General features: G+C 68.1%; 16 protein-coding genes. All 16 read left to right on the top strand.

Annotated features, from left to right (window positions below; all coding sequences use genetic code 11):
• Window positions 1–2 precede the first annotated feature (2 nt).
• Window positions 3–1,256, top strand: coding sequence for a beta-ketoacyl-[acyl-carrier-protein] synthase family protein (locus tag CAP2UW1_RS01920; RefSeq protein ID WP_012807179.1), 1,254 nt, complete (start codon window positions 3–5; stop codon window positions 1,254–1,256).
• Window positions 1,257–1,274: 18 nt separating this feature from the next.
• A complete protein-coding gene (locus CAP2UW1_RS01915; protein ID WP_012807178.1) occupies window positions 1,275–1,559 on the top strand; it encodes a phosphopantetheine-binding protein in 285 nt (94 codons plus the stop codon).
• Entirely contained in the window at window positions 1,556–2,227 is a 672-nt protein-coding gene (locus tag CAP2UW1_RS01910; RefSeq protein ID WP_012807177.1) for a COG4648 family protein, read from the top strand. Before CAP2UW1_RS01915 ends, CAP2UW1_RS01910 begins: the two co-directional genes overlap by 4 nt.
• Window positions 2,224–3,579 carry an AMP-binding protein gene (locus CAP2UW1_RS01905; RefSeq protein ID WP_012807176.1) on the top strand — a complete coding sequence of 452 codons (1,356 nt, stop codon included), beginning with the start codon at window positions 2,224–2,226 and terminating at the stop codon, window positions 3,577–3,579. The genes CAP2UW1_RS01910 and CAP2UW1_RS01905 overlap by 4 nt, the downstream gene beginning before the upstream one ends.
• Window positions 3,566–3,868 (top strand): hypothetical protein, encoded by a 303-nt coding sequence (locus tag CAP2UW1_RS01900; RefSeq protein ID WP_012807175.1) that lies wholly within the window; start codon window positions 3,566–3,568, stop codon window positions 3,866–3,868. The genes CAP2UW1_RS01905 and CAP2UW1_RS01900 overlap by 14 nt, the downstream gene beginning before the upstream one ends.
• On the top strand, window positions 3,865–4,779 hold the full coding sequence (locus CAP2UW1_RS01895; RefSeq protein WP_012807174.1) for an LpxL/LpxP family acyltransferase: 915 nt from the start codon (window positions 3,865–3,867) through the stop codon (window positions 4,777–4,779). The genes CAP2UW1_RS01900 and CAP2UW1_RS01895 overlap by 4 nt, the downstream gene beginning before the upstream one ends.
• Complete coding sequence (locus tag CAP2UW1_RS01890; RefSeq protein WP_012807173.1) at window positions 4,776–5,342, top strand: LolA-related protein; 567 nt, start codon at window positions 4,776–4,778, stop codon at window positions 5,340–5,342. The genes CAP2UW1_RS01895 and CAP2UW1_RS01890 overlap by 4 nt, the downstream gene beginning before the upstream one ends.
• The gene (locus CAP2UW1_RS01885; protein WP_012807172.1) at window positions 5,339–7,708 is read left to right on the top strand and encodes an MMPL family transporter; all 2,370 of its coding nucleotides are present in this window, start codon (window positions 5,339–5,341) and stop codon (window positions 7,706–7,708) included. Before CAP2UW1_RS01890 ends, CAP2UW1_RS01885 begins: the two co-directional genes overlap by 4 nt.
• Complete coding sequence (locus CAP2UW1_RS01880) at window positions 7,705–8,352, top strand: alpha/beta fold hydrolase (RefSeq protein ID WP_012807171.1); 648 nt, start codon at window positions 7,705–7,707, stop codon at window positions 8,350–8,352. Before CAP2UW1_RS01885 ends, CAP2UW1_RS01880 begins: the two co-directional genes overlap by 4 nt.
• Before the next feature lie 5 nt (window positions 8,353–8,357).
• The gene (locus CAP2UW1_RS01875) at window positions 8,358–9,158 is read left to right on the top strand and encodes a polysaccharide deacetylase family protein (RefSeq protein ID WP_012807170.1); all 801 of its coding nucleotides are present in this window, start codon (window positions 8,358–8,360) and stop codon (window positions 9,156–9,158) included.
• Window positions 9,155–9,892: a class I SAM-dependent methyltransferase gene (locus CAP2UW1_RS01870; RefSeq protein ID WP_012807169.1), complete on the top strand. Its 738-nt coding sequence runs from the start codon at window positions 9,155–9,157 to the stop codon at window positions 9,890–9,892. The genes CAP2UW1_RS01875 and CAP2UW1_RS01870 overlap by 4 nt, the downstream gene beginning before the upstream one ends.
• 85 nt (window positions 9,893–9,977) lie before the next feature.
• Complete coding sequence (locus tag CAP2UW1_RS01865; protein WP_012807168.1) at window positions 9,978–11,171, top strand: beta-ketoacyl-[acyl-carrier-protein] synthase family protein; 1,194 nt, start codon at window positions 9,978–9,980, stop codon at window positions 11,169–11,171.
• The gene (locus tag CAP2UW1_RS01860) at window positions 11,168–11,971 is read left to right on the top strand and encodes a beta-ketoacyl synthase chain length factor (RefSeq protein ID WP_012807167.1); all 804 of its coding nucleotides are present in this window, start codon (window positions 11,168–11,170) and stop codon (window positions 11,969–11,971) included. The genes CAP2UW1_RS01865 and CAP2UW1_RS01860 overlap by 4 nt, the downstream gene beginning before the upstream one ends.
• On the top strand, window positions 11,965–12,417 hold the full coding sequence (locus CAP2UW1_RS01855) for a hypothetical protein (RefSeq protein WP_012807166.1): 453 nt from the start codon (window positions 11,965–11,967) through the stop codon (window positions 12,415–12,417). Before CAP2UW1_RS01860 ends, CAP2UW1_RS01855 begins: the two co-directional genes overlap by 7 nt.
• The gene (gene fabG, locus CAP2UW1_RS01850; protein WP_012807165.1) at window positions 12,414–13,133 is read left to right on the top strand and encodes a 3-oxoacyl-ACP reductase FabG; all 720 of its coding nucleotides are present in this window, start codon (window positions 12,414–12,416) and stop codon (window positions 13,131–13,133) included. The genes CAP2UW1_RS01855 and fabG overlap by 4 nt, the downstream gene beginning before the upstream one ends.
• Window positions 13,134–13,188: 55 nt before the next feature.
• Window positions 13,189–18,381: a RecQ family ATP-dependent DNA helicase gene (locus tag CAP2UW1_RS01845; protein ID WP_041568037.1), complete on the top strand. Its 5,193-nt coding sequence runs from the start codon at window positions 13,189–13,191 to the stop codon at window positions 18,379–18,381.
• Window positions 18,382–18,451 lie beyond the last annotated feature (70 nt).

The raw sequence follows: 18,451 nt of genomic DNA, 5'->3' as shown, positions 1-18,451 counted from the left end.
CCATGAACCGCTGTCGTGTTGCCATCACGGGGTTGGGCCTGGTCAGCCCGTTCGGCAATAGTCTTGCAGACTTTTTCCAGCGCCTGCTGAACGGGGAATCGGCGGTTCGCCTTCTCCGTCTCGACGACCCACCGCGGGCACTGGCCATCCCTTTTGTCAGCTGCCCCGGCTTCGCCGCCGAGACGGTACTCGGCAAGGCGCTGGCGGGAACGATGGATCGCTTCGCGCAACTCGGAACAGCCGCTGCTTTCGCCGCCTGGGACGACGCGGGTCTCGGCCGCCGACCGGGGGCAGAAAACCGCGAACGCTGGGGAGTCACCTGGGGAACGGCGCTTGGCGGCACCCTCGCCTACGAGAAGGGTTACAGGGAACTGTGGCAGAAGGGTCGCGAGCGCATTTCGCCGCTTTCCGTCATTCTCGGCATGAATAACGCGGCCAATGCCCACATTTCGATCCAGCTTGCTCTGGGCGGCGTCAGCATGAGCTACACGGTAGCCTGCGCCTCGTCGAGCATCGCCATCGGCGAGGCCTTCCGTCGGGTGCGCAGCGGCGAGGCGCCGATCATGCTCACCGGAGGGTCGGACGTGCCGCAGGCCTATGGCGTTGCGCGCGCCTGGGAGGCCCTGCGCGTCCTGGCCAGTGGCGACGAGACGACGTCCGCCACTGCCTGCCGTCCGTTCAGCGCCGACCGCAGTGGTCTCGTCCTCGGCGAAGGTGGGGCGGCGCTGGTGCTCGAGGACTGGGAGCATGCGACCGCGCGCGGGGCACGCATTCACGGCGAAATGCTCGGCTACGGGACCACTTGCGATCATGCACATCTGGTGCGTCCCGAGGTCGACGGGCAGATGCGTGCGTTGCGCGCGACGCTCGTCGATGCGGCCCTGAACCCGGACGACGTCGACTACATCAACGCCCACGGGACGGCAACCGTCGAGGGCGACCCCGTCGAGGTCGACGCGATCCGCGCGATCTTCGGCAGCGGCCGCAAGAAGCCAGCGCTCAGTGGAACGAAGTCGATGCACGGCCATCTGCTCGGCGCCGCCGGCGCCATGGAGGCCATCGTCACCATCCTCGCCTTGCGCGAGCAAGCCCTGCCGCCAACCGCGCATCTCGACCGGATCGATCCGGCGTGTGCCGGCGTCGATCATGTCACTTCGGCGCGGTGCGGCGGGTCGCTACGTACCGCACTCTCGAACTCCTTTGCTTTCGGCGGCAGCAACGCGGTGCTCGCGTTCCGCACTGCCGCGTCCGGATAACTCCACGGAACAGACGCAATGTCTCAAGACACCAGCCCACTCGCAGACGACGTCCTCCTCGCCGAGGTCGCCGAATTGATCGTCTCGGCGCTCAACCTGGACCTCAACCCGAGCGAAATCGAACCGGATGCGCCGCTATTCGGAGAAGGACTCGGACTCGATTCGATCGATGTCCTTGAAATTGCATTGGTCGTATCGAAGCGCTACGGTTTCCAGCTACGTTCGGACAATGACGACAACCTGCGCATCTTCTCCTCCCTGCGCAACCTGGCGGCGTACATCGCAAGACAACGAACGAAATGACCGGAATCACCCCGGCCACGCTGCTGCGTGGCATCGCCGCGGCCGGGCTGGTCATTGCCTGGGGATGGCTGGCGCATGCCGCCAGCTCCGGCGAAGGGGATTCAAATCTGGCAGTTGCCGTGGCCAGCGCACCGCTGCTGGCCATCGTCGTCATCCTGCTGTGGCGGGTGGGTCGCAAGTGGTGGCTGATCGCTGGTGCGCTGGCCGTCGTCGGCACGCTCGCCTGGCACTGGCAGGCACTGCGGCACAACGTCGCCCTGCTCTACTGCCTGCAGCACGTCGGCACCAACCTGGCTCTTGGCTTGCTGTTCGGTCGCAGTCTTTTCGGCCCTGGCGAGTCGCTGGTCACCCGCTTCGCGCGTCTGGCTCACCATGGCGTCCTTTCTCACGCGCAGTTGCGCTACACGCGGCAGGTGACCATCGCCTGGACGGCCTTTTTCGGGGCGACGGCGGCCGTATCGACCACGCTCTTCCTGTTTGCTCCGCCGGCCGTCTGGTCGATCTTCGCCAACCTGCTGACCATACCCCTTTTGGGCTTGATGTTTGCCGCCGAGTATCTGGTTCGTCAGCGCGTCCTACCGCCGGCAGAGTGTGCCGGGATTGCCGACAGCGTCCGCGGCTACCGTGAAACGATGCGCCAGCGGGGTTCTCGGGCGAGCAACCGATGAGCCGCGTGCCGCTGCTCGGGCACGCCAGCCTCGACGACATCTTCGCCTACCTGCCAGCGGGTCCGACGACGGTACGCCGCTTCCTCGCCACGGCGTCGGCGCTGGCCAAGCGCCTGCCGGCGGGACGCCACTTCCTAAATCTCTGTCAGGACCGCTATCGCTTCAGCGTCGGCCTGGCGGCCGGCCTGCTCGACGGGCGCACCAGCCTGCAGCCGGCGTCGCAATCGGTCGAAACGCTGCGCCAGATCCAGCGCCAGCATGCGGATGTCTTCTGCCTCTGCGACGGCGCCTTCGACAGCCTCGACCTGCCGCGTGTCGACTTTCCCGACCTGTCGGCGCTCGGGCTCGAGGCCGTGGCCGGCATTCCGGACATCCCCGGGGAACTGGTCGCGGTCACCGTCTATACCTCGGGATCGACCGGGCTGCCGATGGCGCACGACAAGTCCTGGGGGGCGCTCGTCCGCAATGCGCGGGCGGAAGCCAGCCGCCTTGGCCTGCTTGACGGGGCGCGGCACACGATTGTCGGCACCGTGCCGGCACAGCACATGTACGGATTCGAATCGACGGTGCTGCTCGCCATGCACGGCAATTCGCCGTTCTGGTCGGGCAAGCCCTTCTATCCGCAGGACATCGTCTGCGCGCTGCAGGCCGTGCCGCGCCCCCGACTGCTGGTCACCACGCCCTTTCATCTCGGCACGCTCCTCGCCGCCGACGTCGAACTGCCGACGCTTGACCGCCTGTTGTCGGCAACCGCGCCGCTCTCCAGGGAACTCGCGGCGGCCGCTGAAGCGCGCCTGGCCGCCCCGTTGGAGGAGATCTACGGGTGTACCGAAAGCGGCCAACTGGCCAGCCGCCGCCTGTTGATGGATGCGGCCTGGCTGCCGCTCGACGGTGTCTGCCTGGAACGCGACGGCGACCGGATCATCGCCTCCGGCGGCCATATCGAGGGTCGCGTACCGCTCGCCGACGCGCTCGAACTGTTGCCCGACGGCCGGTTCATGCTCCTCGGGCGCAACACCGACCTGATCAGCATCGCCGGCAAGCGCAGTTCACTGGCGTATCTCGACCACCAGATCCGGGCGATACCCGGTGTCGTCGACGGCGCGTTCTTTCAGCCCGACGAAGCCTCGCCGCAGGCCATCGTGCGCCTCTGCGCCTTCGCCGTCGCACCGGAACTGAGCGAGCGACAACTGCTCGCCCGACTGCGACAGCGGGTCGACGCGGTCTTCCTGCCGCGACCGCTGTTCCGCGTCGAATCGCTACCGCGCAACAACACCGGCAAGCTGCCGCGCGCCAAGTTGCAGGCGCTCTACGAGTCCCTCCGCCAGAAACCCCGCCATGCGCCGCGTTGATTTCGAATGGCGCGTCCCGGCCGACCACCCGGCCTTCGCCGGCCATTTTCCTGGGCGGCCGATCGTCCCCGGTGTCGTTCTGCTCGACCGGGCGCTGCTCTGCGCCGAAGCCTTGCTGGGCACGCCGGCGATCGTTTGGCAGATCGCACACAGCAAGTTCTTCAGTCCGGTCGGCCCCGGCGAGACGCTCGTTTTCCAGTTGCAGGCGGCAGCGGGTGGGAGCATCGCCTTTTCCGTCCGCGGCGGTGGCCGCGAGGTGGCTGCGGGCAGCCTGAAGCCCGGCCGATGAGCAGCGGCGAGCAGGCCACCAGCGGTTGGCGACACCAGCAGGAGCGCAGCAATCTCGCGATCCTGCGGCTGATGGTGTGGATTTCATTGACTCTCGGCCGACGCATCGGCCGTCTCGTCCTCTACGGGATCGCGCTGTACTTCCTGTTCTTTTCGCCGCAGGCGCGACGCGCCAGCCGAGCGTATCTCGGCCGGGCACTCGGGCGCTGGGCCGAGTGGTCAGACGGCTACCGCCACGTCCTGTCCTTCGCCAGCACGATCCACGACCGGGTCTACCTGCTCAATGGCCGCTTCGATCTTTTCGACATCGAAGTGCACGGCGCCGAAGCCCTGCACGCGGCGTTGGCACGCCAGCCGGGCGCGCTGCTCATCGGCGCCCACCTCGGCAGCTTCGAAGTCCTGCGCGCGGTCGGCCGTGGGCGAGCGGGGCTCAAAGTAGCGATGCTCATGTACGAAGACAATGCGCGCAAGATCAACGCGACCCTCGAGGCCATCAACCCGGCCGCCGGCGAGGACATCATCGCGCTCGGCCGCCTCGAGTCGATGCTCGAAGCGCGCGACAAGCTCGACAGCGGCTACCTCGTCGGGCTGCTGGCCGACCGCGGCCTCGCCGACGAGGCGACCAGGGAACATGCCTTCCTCGGGCAGCCGGCGAGCTTCCCGATCGGGCCCTTTCGCATTGCCGCCATGCTTCGCCGACCCGTCTTCTTCATGACCGGCCTCTATCTGGGCGGCAACCGCTACCGCATCCACTTCGAACCGCTGGCCGATTTCTCGCGCGTCGAGCCAGGCGCACGCGACGCCGCCATCGTCCAGGCGCAGGCGCAGTATGTCGCACGCCTCGAACACTATTGCCGTCTCGCGCCCTACAACTGGTTCAACTTCTTCGACTTCTGGCAGAAGGTGCGATGAAGCGACTGCTCGTCGGCCTGCTGCTGAGCGTCCTGGCCATCCCCGTCCTCGCCGCCTGGGATCTGGCACAGTTGATGGACGATCTGGCCCGCACCCGGGGTGGCAAGGCGCGTTTTGTCGAAACCAAGTACATCGCGCTGCTCGACCGGCCGGTCGTTTCGAGCGGTGAAATGAGCTTCACGAGCCCTGACCGGCTCGAAAAGCGAACGCTGACGCCGCGCCCGGAAACCTTGCTCCTCGACCGCGACCGCCTCACCATCGAGCGCGGCCGGCAGAAGCTGAGCATCGACCTGACCAACCAGCCGGAAGCCCTGGCCTTCGTCGACAGCATCCGCGGCGCCCTCACCGGCAACCGGCAGGCGCTCGAGAAAAACTACGCACTCCACCTCGCCGGTAGCCGCGACAACTGGAAGCTGACGCTGCTGCCCAGCGAGCAGGCGATTGCCGCGATCGTCCAGAGGATCACCATCACCGGCCAGCGCAACCGTATCCGCGGTATCGAGTACCTGCAGGCCGACGGCGACCGTGCCGTGATGACCATCGAGGCGCTGAGCGAACAGTGACTGCCGCCGCCCGCCGCACCTTCCTTCTCTGGTTGCTGGCCATGCTCGCCGGAGCGGCGATCGTCTGGAACAGCCGTTTCTCGGCCGACATGTCATTCTTTCTGCCCGCGCACCCGAGCGCCGAGCAGCAGGTGCTGGTCGACCAACTCCGCGAAGGCTCGGTCACCCGGCTGCTCATGCTCGCCATCAGTGGCGGCGATGCGCAGCAGCGCGCAGCGCTGTCGCGCGAACTGCGCGCACGCCTGGCCGACGGGCCGGAGTTGGCAACGCTGCGCAACGGCGACCAGCACAGTCTCGACGCCGATCGCGAGTATCTGTTCCGCCATCGCTACCTGCTCAGCCCGGCGGTCACACCCGAACGCTTCACGGTTGACGGCCTGCGCTCGGCGATTGCCGAGAGTATCGATGTTCTCGCCTCGCCCGCCGGCCTGCTGGTCAAGCGACTCCTGCCGCAGGATCCGACCGGCGAACTGCTCGGCCTGCTCGCCGGACTCGATGCCGGCGCCCAACCGAACAGCCGCGCAGGCGTCTGGGCTTCGCGCGACGGCGAACGCGCCCTTCTCCTGGCGCAGACCACCGCGCTCGGCTCCGACACCGATGGCCAGGCCGCCGCCATCGACGCCATTCGCGAAGCCTTTGCGGCGGCCCGCGCCGCCGCCGGAGTCAGCGGAGCCAACGCAGTCACCGGATTCGCCGACGCGAGCCTGCAGATCGCTGGTCCCGGCGTCTTTGCCGTACACGCCCGGACGACGATCAAGGAGGAGGTGGCGCGGCTGTCGATGATCAGCACGCTGGGCATCGTCACCGTACTGTTCTTCGCCTATCGCTCGCTCACACTGATCAGCCTCGGCCTGCTGCCGGTGGTCAGCGGCGCGCTCGCCGGCATCGTCGCCGTCAGCCTGGCATTCGGTACGGTCTTCGGCATCACCGTCGGTTTCGGCTCGGCGCTGATCGGCGAGGCCGTGGACTATTCGATCTACTATTTCGTGCAGTCCGAGCGCGGCGATGCGGCGGCCTGGCGGAGCCGCTTCTGGCCGACCATCCGCCTTGGCGTCATGACCTCGATCTGCGGTTTCGGCGTTCTCCTCGGCTCCGGCTTCCCCGGCCTTGCCCAACTCGGCCTGTATTCCCTGACCGGCCTGCTCACCGCCGCCGCGGTCACCCGCTTCGTCCTGCCGCAACTGGTGCCGGCCAACACGCCGCAACGCGAGCTTGGCGGGCTCGGCGAGGCCTTCCTGCGGCTCACCGGCCGGCTCGAGCGCCTGCGCTGGCCGCTAGTGCTCCTGGCCAGCGCTGCCGCGACGCTTCTCGTCGTCGATCGCGACGAGTTGTGGAACCGGGAACTCTCGGCCTTGAGCACCGCCACCGCCGAGGACCTGGCCACCGACGCGGCGTTGCGCGCCGACGCCGGGGCCCCCGACGCACGCCTGCTGATCGTCGTCACGGCCGCCGACCGCGAGCTGGCGCTGCAAGCCGCCGAACGCGCCGGTGCGCAGCTTGACGGTCTGGTCACCGCCGGCGTCATCGGCGGCTACGATACGCCGGCCCGCTTCCTGCCCAGCGAGGCGACGCAAGAGGCACGCCGCGCCAGCCTGCCGACCGCGGCCGAACTGCGCCAGAGCTTGCCGCTGGCGCTCGCCGACTCGCCGCTCGCCGCCAGCAAGCTCGAACCTTTCCTGCGCGACGTCGAGGCCGCGCGCACGGCGCCCACGCTCGGACCGGAAGCCTTGCGCGGAACCAGTCTCGCGCTGGCCGTCGACACCCTGCTGCTTCCACGACCCGCCGGCTGGAGCGTCCTCCTGCCGGTGCGCCCGCCTCCGGGCGAGGGCCTGCGCACGCTCGACGCCGACACCCTGCGTTCGGCTCTGGCCGGCTCTGGCGCGCTGTTCATCGACATGAAGAGCGAGCTCGACGCCCTCTACGCGCACTACCTCAACGAAGCCAAGCTGCTCGCGCTGGCCGGCCTCGCCGCCATCGTCGGCCTGCTCGCCGTGGCGCTGCGTTCGCCAGGGCGTGTGCTCACCGTCGTCGCGCCACTGCTGCTCGCCGTTCTGGTCGTCACCGCCAGCCTGCATCTCGCCGGCCAGCGCCTGCAGCTGCTGCACCTCATCGGCATGCTGTTGATCGTCGCCATCGGCTCCAACTACGCGCTTTTCTTCGAGCGCCTGGGCAGCCAGCTGCAGCACGAGCCGCGCGCCGTCGCCTCACTGCTGGTCGCCTGCCTGACCACCGCCATCGGCTTTGGTACGCTGGCGACTTCGCAGGTACCGGTCCTGCAGGCGCTCGGCATCACGGTCGGCCCGGGAGCCGTCCTGGCGCTGTTCTTCTCCGCCTGTTTCGCGGCATCCCCGTCGCCCCGACCATGAGCCCACGCCTGCCCACCGTCGGCCGGACCAGCGGCGCTCCGGCCTTGCTGGTGCTGCTGCCCGGCGCCTACATGAGCGCGGCCGACTTCGTCAACGCCGGTTTCTTCACCGCCGTCACGCGCCGCCGCCTGCCGCTCGACCTGCTGGCAGTCGACCTCGACCTGAGCCTGATCTCCAGCGGCGAGGCCTTGCCCGCGCTCCAGGAGAACGTGCTGGCGCCGGCTCGCGCGGCAGGCTGCCGCCACATCTGGCTGGGCGGCATCTCGCTCGGCGGACTGCTGGCGCTCTGCCACTGCGCCGACGCGCCGGGCAGCATCGACGGCCTGTGCCTGCTCGCGCCCTACCCGGGCAGCCGGCTGACGGCGCGTGCGATCGCCCAGGGCGGCGGCCTCGCCAATTGGCAACCGTCTGCCGAGGAACTCGCCGACCCCGAGTTTCGCATGTGGCGCTGGCTACAGAAACCGCCGCCCGACTTCCCGGTTTTCGTCGGCTACGGTGCCGAAGACCGCTTCGCGGCCGGCATGCGGCGAATCGCCGATTGCTTCCCGCCGGCGGCAAGTCAGGTCGTTCCCGGCGGCCACGAATGGCCGGTCTGGCAGATTCTGTGGAACAACTTCCTCGACCGTCGACTCCTGCCTGTGTGAAGCGCATGCCACAACGCTGGAAACCCTCGCCCACCATCCAGATGTCCTTCGCCGTGCACGGCGCGGCGTCGCTCGCCGTCCTGGCAACCCCCGGCCACTGGCCGTGGGCGCTCGGCGCGCTCGCCGCCAACCACCTCGTGCTCACCGCCGCCGGCCTCTTGCCGCGCAGCACCCTGCTCGGCGCCAACCTCAACCGTCTGCCGGCAGCCGCCAAGGCACGCCGAGAAATTGCCCTGACCATCGACGATGGTCCGGACCCCGAAGTCACGCCGCGGGTACTCGACCTGCTCGACAGCGCCGGCACCAAGGCCAGTTTCTTCTGTATCGGCAGCCGCGCCCGGCGATCGCCGGCGCTCTGCCGGGAAATCATTGCCCGCGGTCACCGCATCGAGAACCACGGTGACTCGCACTCGCGGGCTTTCGCCACCTTCGGGCTGCGCCGGATACGTGCCGACATCGCCGCGGCGCAGCACACGCTGACCGACATCACCGGCCAGGCGCCGCGCTTCTTCCGGCCGACGGCCGGTCTGCGCAATCCGCTACTCGACCCGGTGCTGGCGCGTCTCGATCTGCAGCTCGCGTCGTGGACGCGCCGCCCCTTCGATGGCCGCGAGGGCGATCCGCAGCGCGTCTACCGACGCCTGACTTCTGGTCTCGACGCCGGCGACATCCTGCTCATGCACGACGGTTATGCCGCGCGCACGCCGACCGGCGAGGCGGTCATCCTCGCCGTCCTGCCGCGGCTGCTGCATACGATCGCCGCCCATCGCCTCAACCCCGTGACGCTGACGACTGCCCTGACATGACCACACCCTTCCTGCCCACCCTGCTCGACGACGCCAGCCGCCCCTTTCGCGCCAGCGGACATTTCGCCTACCACTATGCGCGCGGCAAGCTGTCGAGCGACTGCATCTTCCGCGAACTCCTCAAGCGCGGCGTCTTTCCCGCCGAAGCACGCTTTCTCGACCTCGGCTGCGGCCAGGGCAGCCTGTTTTCCTGGCTGCTGGCCGCGCGCGCGCTCTACGAGAAGGGTGTCTGGCCTGGCGACTGGGCTGCCGCCCCAAAGCCGCTCAGCCTGCGCGGCTATGAACTGATGGCGAGGGACGTCGAGCGCGCCGCGCTGGCCTTCGGCAGACCGCACCCGATCGTCGACATCCGGCAAGGTGACATGCGCGCAGTCGACTTCGGTGCGGCCGACGTCGTCACCATCCTCGACGCGCTGCATTACCTGCCCCACGCCGACCAGGACGCCGTTATCGACCGTATCCGCAAGGCGCTGCCGTCCGGTGGCCTGTTCCTGACGCGTGTCGGGGATGCCGGCGCCGGTCTGCCCTACCACATCTGTAACTGGGTCGATCACGCGGTCACCTTCGCGCGCGGCCATCGCCTGCCAAGACTCTTTGGCCGCAAGCTCACCGAATGGGTCGGCCTGCTCGAGAGCCTGGGCTTCGTCGTCCACAGCGAACCGATGAGTGACGGCAAGCCCTTCGCCAACACCATGCTGGTCTGCCGAGTACCGGCGACAAGCCCGTGCCGCTAGGCCTGCCGATCGTCACCGGCGTCGCTTGGCGACCGTGACAATCATCCTCTGCTAATATGCGATCCAGACGATCCGGAGCCCCAACTTGACACCGCTGCTTGTTTCCGCCTGCACCCTGACCACCTGCCTCGGCCGCGGGCTGGCCGTCACGCTGGCGAAGCTGCGTGACGGGAGCAGCGGTCTCGTCCCCTGCGCCTTCGAAACCGTCGAGCTCGACACCTGGATCGGCGAGGTCGCCGGGGTTGACGAGCAGCGGCTGCCGCCAACGCTGGCGCACTACGATTGCCGCAACAACCGCCTCGCGCAACTTGCTCTGACGGCCGACGGTTTCACCGAACGGCTTCTGGCGGCAAGGGACCGTTACGGCCGGGACCGCGTCGGCATCTTCCTCGGCACCAGCACGGCCGGCATCCTGCAAGCCGAACTCGCCTACCGCCGGCGTGACCCGCACAGCGGCGCGCTGCCTGACGATTTCAGCTACTGCGGCACGCACAACCCCTTTTCGCTGGCCGCCTTCGCGCGCGAGCTTTTCGCCCTCGCCGGCCCGGCGGTGGCGGTGTCCACCGCCTGCTCGTCAGGCGCGAAGACCTTTGCCGCGGCCGCGCGTCAGATCGCCTGCGGCACTATCGACGCGGCCCTCGTCGGTGGCGTCGATTCACTGTGCCTGACGACGCTCTACGGCTTTGCTTCGCTCGAGCTGACCTCGAGCGACCCGTGCCGGCCGTACGACGTGGCCCGCAACGGCATCTCGATCGCCGAAGGAGCCGCCTTCGCGCTGCTCGAGCGAGCCCCCGCCGAAGCGACACCCGGCGCGATTCTCCTGCTCGGCTGTGGCGAATCGAGCGACGCCTACCACATGTCGTCGCCGCACCCGCACGGCCTCGGTGCGCGGATGGCGATGGCCGCGGCGCTCGACTCGGCCGGTCTGGCCCCGGCCGACATCGACTACATCAACCTGCACGGGACCGCCACGCCAAGCAATGACGCGGCCGAAGGCAAGGCGGTGGCGGCGCTCTTCGGCGACGGCGTGGCGTGCAGCTCGACCAAGGGAGCGACCGGCCACACGCTCGGCGCCGCCGGCGCCGTCGAAGCCGTCATCTGCGCGCTGGTGCTGACGCACGGCCTGCTTCCCGGCAGCCCGCATACGCTGACGCCGGATCCGGCGATCCCCCTCGACTACCAGTTGCGCGCGCGTGCCGGCCGGCTGCGGCGGGTACTCAGCAACTCCTTCGGTTTCGGCGGCAGCAATTGCAGCCTGGTTTTCGGCCTGACGCCATGAGACCGCCCCCACTCAGCGTGTGCATCGAAGGCGTCGGCTTCCTCGCCCCCGGCCTGCCGGACTGGCCGACGGCGAGCGCCGTGCTGCGCGGCGAACAGGCGTACGCGGCCGCGCCCTCGCTGCTGCCGGTGCCGAGCCTCCTGCCGGCGGCCGAGCGTCGGCGCGCCAGCCGTGTCGTCAAGCTGGCGCTGGCGCTTGGACTGGAAGCCGTCGCCCATGCCGAAGCCGACGTCGGCACGCTGGCCACCGTGTTCACGGCCTCCGGCGCCGACGGCCACAACTGTCACGCGCTGTGCGAGCAATTGGCGACCGACGACCGCCGGATTTCGCCGACCCGCTTCCACAACTCGGTGCATAACGCCGCCGCCGGCTACTGGGGGATCGCCACCGGGGCGATGGCCCCGTGCCAGGTGCTCTGCGCCTTCGACGCGAGCTTCGGCGCCGGTCTGCTCGATGCGCTGGCGCAGGTCGTCGTCGACCAGCGGACGACCTTGCTGATCGCCTACGACAGCGAGTATCCGGAACCCCTGCACCGCAAGCGGCCGGTGAGCGATTGCGCCGGCGTGGCGCTGCTCCTGGCGCCGGTGCAGAGCGTCCGCTCGCTGGCACGCATCGCCGTCACGCCAAGCAGCGACGCCGCCGCCAGGCTGGCCGATGGCGAACTGGAAGGCCTGCGCACGACGATTCCGGCGCTGCGCAGCCTGCCGCTGCTGCAGATGCTGGCCAGGCGCGAAGGTGGCAGCGTCTGCCTCGACTACCTGCCGCCGATGCAACTGCGTGTGGAAGTCGTCCCATGCTAGACCGTCGCTGGATCGCCGAGCACGTCCCCCACCATGGCGCCATGTGCCTGCTCGAGGCGGTCGTCGACTGGTCGGCGACGACGATTTCCTGCCGCGCCACCAGCCATACCGACCCGGCCAACCCGCTGCGCGCCGAGGATCGCCTGGGCGCGGCGAGCGGCATCGAGTACGCGGCGCAGGCGATGGCGGTGCATGGCGCGCTGCTCGCCGACGCTGGCGGCCGGCCTCGCCAGGGCTACCTGACCAGCCTGCGCGGCGTGACCCTGCACGTCGTCCGCCTCGACGACCTGCCGGGGGATCTGAGCATTCAGGCCGAGTGCCTGTCGGGCGACGGCACCAACGTTCTCTACCACTTCTCGGTCAGCCACGCCGGCCATTGCCTCGTCGACGGACGCGCCGCCGTCGTCCTCGACGCCGCAGCGGCCAACGTGCAAGGACGGCAGTGAAGCGCGCGCTGGTCACCGGCGGCAGCGGCGGCATCGGCGCGGCGATCTGCCGCCGCCTGGCCGCCGACGGCTGCCACGTGATCGTGCACGGCAACCGCGGCCGCGACAAGGCCGCGGCGGTCGTCGGCGAAATTCTCGCCGGCGGCGGCAGTGCCGAAGCGATCATATTCGACGTCACCGAACGCGAGCCTACCGCGACGGCGCTGGCGGAATTCCTCGCCGCCGGCCCGATCCAGATCCTGGTCAACAACGCCGGCATCCATGCCGACGCGGTCTTTCCCGGCATGTCCGGTGAGCAGTGGGACAGCGTCATCGACGTCTCGCTGAACGGCTTCTTCAACGTCACCCGGCCGCTGATCCTGCCGATGATCCGCACGCGCTGGGGGCGGATCGTCACCGTCTCGTCGATCGCGGCCATCACCGGCAACCGCGGCCAGGTCAACTACTCGGCGGCGAAGGGTGCGCTGCATGCCGCGAGCAAGTCGCTGGCCCTGGAAGTGGCCAGCCGCGGCATCACGGTCAACGCCGTGGCGCCGGGAATCATCGCCACCGGAATGGTCGACGGCGCTTTCGACCCCGCGACGATCAAGGCGCTGGTGCCGATGCAGCGCGCCGGCAGGCCCGAAGAAGTCGCCGATCTCGTCGGCTTCCTGGCTTCGGATCAGGCCGCCTACATCTCCGGTCAGGTGATCTCGATCAACGGCGCGCTGATCTAGAAGAGCCTCAGACGGTCATGGGATGCTGCAGCGTAAACGCCGACTCACGCTGCCCATGAGTAGTTTCGCTCCCCGCTGCCTTTCCATTGACCTGGAAGTCGGGCTGCGCGATGGGCGGATTCACCGCTTTGCCGCCGTTCGTGGTGACCAGCCGGAGACCTCGCTGCGTTTCCGGCAGGGCAATCTGCTGGCCGCGCTGGAGCAACTCGACGCGCTCGCCGAAGGCGCCAGCTTCCTGCTCGGCCATAACCTGATCGCTTTCGACCTGCCACATCTGGCCGCCGCCAAGCCCGACCTGCGGCTGCTGCAGTTGCCGGTGGTCGACACGCTGTGGCTCAACCCGTTGGCCTTCCCGCGCAATCCCTACCACCATCTGGTCAAGCATTACCAGGATGGGCAACTGCAGCGCGGACGCTTGAACGATCCGCTGCTCGACGCGCAACTGACGCTCGAGGTCTTCCGCGACCAGCACACGGCGCTGGCCGAAGCGTCACCGAGTCGGGTTCTCGCCTGGCACTGGCTGACGACCGTGCCGAGCCGGAAGTCGGGGCTGGACCGCTTCTTCATGTCCTTGCGCCACAAGGCACGCCCGAGCGATGACGAGGCGCTCGCCGCCATTCGCCAGCAACTGGCCGGACAAGTCTGCGAGACACGGCTTGGCGATGTGCTGGCCGATGCCGCCAGCCAGGGCTGGGCCCTGGCTTACGCACTGGCCTGGCTGTCGGTAGCCGGTGGCAACTCGGTGATGCCACCGTGGGTGCGCCATCAGTTTCCGCAGGCCGGCATTCTGATCAAGCGCTTGCGCGACACCGCCTGCGCCAACCCGGCTTGCCAGTGGTGCCGGGAACGGCACGATGCGCGAAAGGAGCTCGCGCGCTGGTTCGGCTTCGCCGAATTTCGTGCGGAGCCGGCCGATGACGAAGGCCGGCCTTTGCAACAAAGCATCGTCGAAGCAGCAATCCGCGGCGAGCATGTTCTGGGGATTCTGCCGACGGGAACCGGAAAGTCATTGTGTTACCAGATCCCCGCGCTCTCGCGCTTCGACAAGACCGGTGCGCTGACCGTCGTCATCTCGCCGCTGGTGGCCTTGATGGCCGATCAGGTGGCCGGACTGGAAGCCCGCAACATCAGGAGTTGTGCCGCGCTCAACGGGCTGCTTTCGATGCCCGAGCGCGCCGACGTACTCGATCGCCTGCGCCTGGGCGATATCGGCATTCTCATCGTTTCCCCCGAGCAACTGCGCAACCACACGCTGCGCAAGGTGCTGGCGCAACGCGAAATCGGCGCCTGGGTACTCGACGAGGCGCACTGCCTTTCGAAATGGGGGCAGGATTTCCGCCCGGATTATCGCTATGTCGGGCGCTTCATCCGCGAAAAGGCCGGCAATCAGCCGATCCCGCCCGTCCTCTGCCTGACGGCCACCGCCAAACCCGCTGTGATGGCCGACATCCTGGATCATTTCAGGGACAAGGTCGGCATCGAATTGCGCTGCTTCAATGGCGGCGCCAGTCGTGCCAATCTCGATTTCTGCGTCGTCCCGACCAGCCCGGCCGAAAAGTTCTCGCACATTCATCAGATCCTGGAGGCCGATCTGCCGCCTGAGCTGCCCGGCGGGGCCATCGTCTATTGCGCGACACGCCGTCAGACCGAGGAAATCTCGCGCTTTCTGCAGCAAAAGGGCTGGGCGGTCGACCACTATCACGCCCGGCTGCCGCCGGAAACGAAAAAGAACACGCAGAAGGCGTTCATCGAAGGCGATCTGCGCGTCATCGTCGCGACCAACGCCTTCGGCATGGGGATCGACAAACCGGATGTGCGTCTGGTCATCCATGCCGACATTCCGGGCTCGCTGGAAAACTACCTGCAGGAAGCCGGTCGTGCCGGGCGCGATAGCCAGTCGGCACGCTGCGTCCTGCTGTACACCGTCGAGGATGTCGAACGGCAGTTCGGCATGTCGGCGCGCTCAAGGCTATCGCGCAAGGAAATCCAGGCCATCCTGCACTCGCTGCGCAATCTTGAGCGGAAGAAGCGTAGGGAGGGTGGCAAGGAGGGAGGAAAAAGCAGCGACCTGATCGCCACCGCCGGCGAGATTCTCGCCGAGGACGAAGACGGGGCTTTCGAGCGCGATTCGGCCACCGACGACACGCGCGTGCGCACCGCCGTGTCGTGGCTGGAAGAAGCCGCGCTGCTCACGCGCGAGGAAAACCGGGTACAGGTTTTCCCGTCCTCGCTGCGCGTCGCCTCGCTCGACGAAGCGCGCAAGAAGATCGAGAGAAGGGTCATCGCGCCGGAGTATCGGAAAGGGCTGCTGGCGATTGTCGGCGCGCTGATCGGCGCGCCGGTCGATGAAGGCATCTCGACCGACGAGCTGATGCTCGTTTCCGGGCTTTCCCCCGAAAAGGTCCGCGCCGCGTTCTACGACCTCGAAGCGCTGGGACTGGCCAGCAACGATACGGCGCTGACCGCCTACCTCCACGTCGGCGTCGAGAGGTCGTCGAAGAAGCGCTTCGCGCAGGCCGCCGCACTCGAATCGGCGTTGATCGGCCTGCTGCGCGAGCAGCACCCGGACCTGAGCCGTGGCGAATCGTCGATACTCCATTTGCGCTACGCCAACCAGCACCTGAAGGATGCCGGCCACGCCGACGCCCTGCCCGAGCGCCTGCGCCAACTGTTGAGCAGCCTCGCCGCCGACGGCCGCGACGAGGAGGGCGGCCAGGGCAGCATGAAGCTGCGGCGTGTCGATGTCGAGTCGCTGGGCATCGAACTGCAACGCGAATGGTCGGCCGTGGAAGCCACCGCCAGACGCCGCCGAGCCGCCGCCGGCTGCCTGCTCGACCACCTGCTCGCCTGTCTGCCTGCCGGCGCCCGCGGCAACGATCAACTGGCCGAAACGACGCTGGGCAAACTGCTGGCCGCGCTGGAAGCCGACCTCCTGCTCAAGGCAGAAAGGACGATCACGCCCAAGCTGCTCGACCGCGCGCTGCTCTGGCTGCACGAGCAGGAGATCATCCGCCTCAACAAGGGACTTGCCGTCTTCCGGCCGGCCATGACGATTCGCCTGGAGCCCGACTGGAAGCGGAAGTTCATGCCCGGGGATTTCGCGCCGCTGCAGCTCCACTACGACGAACAGGTGGTGCAGATTCACGTCATGGCCGAGTACGTGCAACGCGGGCTCGAGGCCATGGCCGAGGCGCTGCACCTGACGATGGACTACTTCAGCCTGCAACGCGACGAGTTCATGCGCCGCTGGCTGCCCGATCGCGACAAGGAACTGGCGCGCCAGACGACGCCGCAATCGTGGCATGACATCGTCGAGGTGCTGAACAACCGGCAACAGCGCGAGATCGTTGCTGACGAGCGGGAGAGCACCAACGTGCTCGTCCTGGCCGGCCCCGGCTCCGGCAAGACGCGCGTGCTGGTGCATCGCATCGCCTACCTGATTCGCGTCCGCCGCGAAAATCCTCACGGCATCCTGGCGCTCGCCTACAACCGCCACGCCGCCGTGCAGATTCGCCAGCGCCTCGGCGAGTTGATCGGCGACGATGCCCGCGGCGTGGCCGTGCTCACCCTGCACGCGCTGGCCATGCGCCTGGCCGGCGCCAGTCTGGCCACGCAGAACGGCGGTACGGATGGCGACCTGTTCAAGGACATCATCGACCAGGCGGTCAACCTCCTCAAGGGCAAGGATCTGCCGCCCGAGGAAGCGGACCAGCAGCGCGAGCGCCTGCTGGTCGGCTTCCGCTGGATTCTGGTGGACGAGTATCAGGACATCGCGCCCGAACAATACGAACTGATTTCGGCCCTGGCCGGCCGCACGCGGCCCGATGAGGACGGCCGCATCAACCTCTTCGCCGTCGGCGATGACGACCAGAACATCTACGCCTTCAAAGGCGCCTCGGTCGAGTTCATCCGTCGCTTCGAGGCCGACTATGCCGCCAAACCGTCCTTCCTGACCGACAACTATCGCTCGACGGCCAACATCATCGAAGCCGCCAACCGGCTGATCGCCCCGGCGGCGAACCGCATGAAGCAGGCGCACCCGATCCACATCGATGCGGCGCGCAAAGCGCAGGCCGCCGGCGGCGAATGGACCAGCATCGACCCGGTCGGCCGGGGGCGCGTGCAGATCCTGCCGGCCGGCGACAACGAGCGGACCCAGGCCCTTGCCGTGATCACGGAATTCGAGCGCATGGCGCAACTGGCACCGGCGTGGGACTGGGCGCGCTGCGCCATCATTGCCCGCAACTGGCGGTCGCTCGACCCGGTGCGCAGCTATTGCGAACTGCAGGGTATCCCGGTGCAGCAGGCCGATGAAGACAGCAGCGGCTTCTGGAGTCTGCGCGAAACGCAGTCGATGATCGACGGGTTGCGGACGCGAGGCAGTGCGCTCATCGACGTACCGACGATTCAGCAGTGGCTGGCGATGCAGCCTGAGGGTCGGCCTGACGCCCACTGGTGGAGCTATCTGCGCGAGGCGGTGAGCGAGTATGCACTCGATGCCGGTGACGCCGAATTGCCGCTCGACCATTTTGTCGACTGGTTGGCCGAGTGGGGCCGGGAGGCGCGTCGGCGGCAGACCGGCCTGCTGCTGCTGACCGCGCACCGGGCCAAGGGTCTCGAATTCGATCACGTCGCGGTCCTTGATGGCGACTGGCTGCGGAGCGGCGCCAACGAGGATGCGGACGCCACGCGCCGCCTCTACTACGTGGCCATGACACGTGCCCGCAAGACGCTGGCGCTGGCGCGCTTCGATCGCGGCCAGGCCTGGCTCGACGCGTTGGTGGGAGGGCCGGCGGACTCGTCGTCCCACTCGTCGTCCCACTCCTTGTTCGACTCGCCGGCCTTCCTGCGTCGCCACGCGACGCCGCTGCCAGTGCCGCCGCCCGAACTGGCGCGTCGCCATCGGCGACTCGGCTGGCGACAGATCGACCTCGACTTTGCCGCACGCCATCCTCCCGGCCACGCCATTCACCGGGCACTGGCCGCACTCACCGCAGGCAGCCGGATCGCGCTTCGCCAAACATCGGCCGGCGCCTGGCGACTGTGCGATGCGCAAGGGGTCGACGTTGGCGCGCTGTCGCAGCACTTCGAACCGGAAGCCGACATGCACTGCATCGAAGCCCGCGTCGCTGCCATCCACGTGCGCCGACCGAGGGACGTGGCGGAGGCATACCAGTCGCGGATCAACGCGCAGAGTGAATCTTGGGAGATGGTCGTTCCCGAGCTGGTGTATGCACCAGACAGTTGACGAGGTTTCCGGGGGGCAGGTAGTCGGGTCATCGGCAATGACACGCTCGGCGAGCAAGTCGAATCGCTCA

It is taken from the genome of Candidatus Accumulibacter phosphatis, from assembly GCF_000024165.1.
Taxonomy (GTDB): domain Bacteria; phylum Pseudomonadota; class Gammaproteobacteria; order Burkholderiales; family Rhodocyclaceae; genus Accumulibacter; species Accumulibacter phosphatis.
Note: the sequence above shows the minus strand (reverse complement) of the source record. Positions and strands in the feature narration are given on the sequence as shown.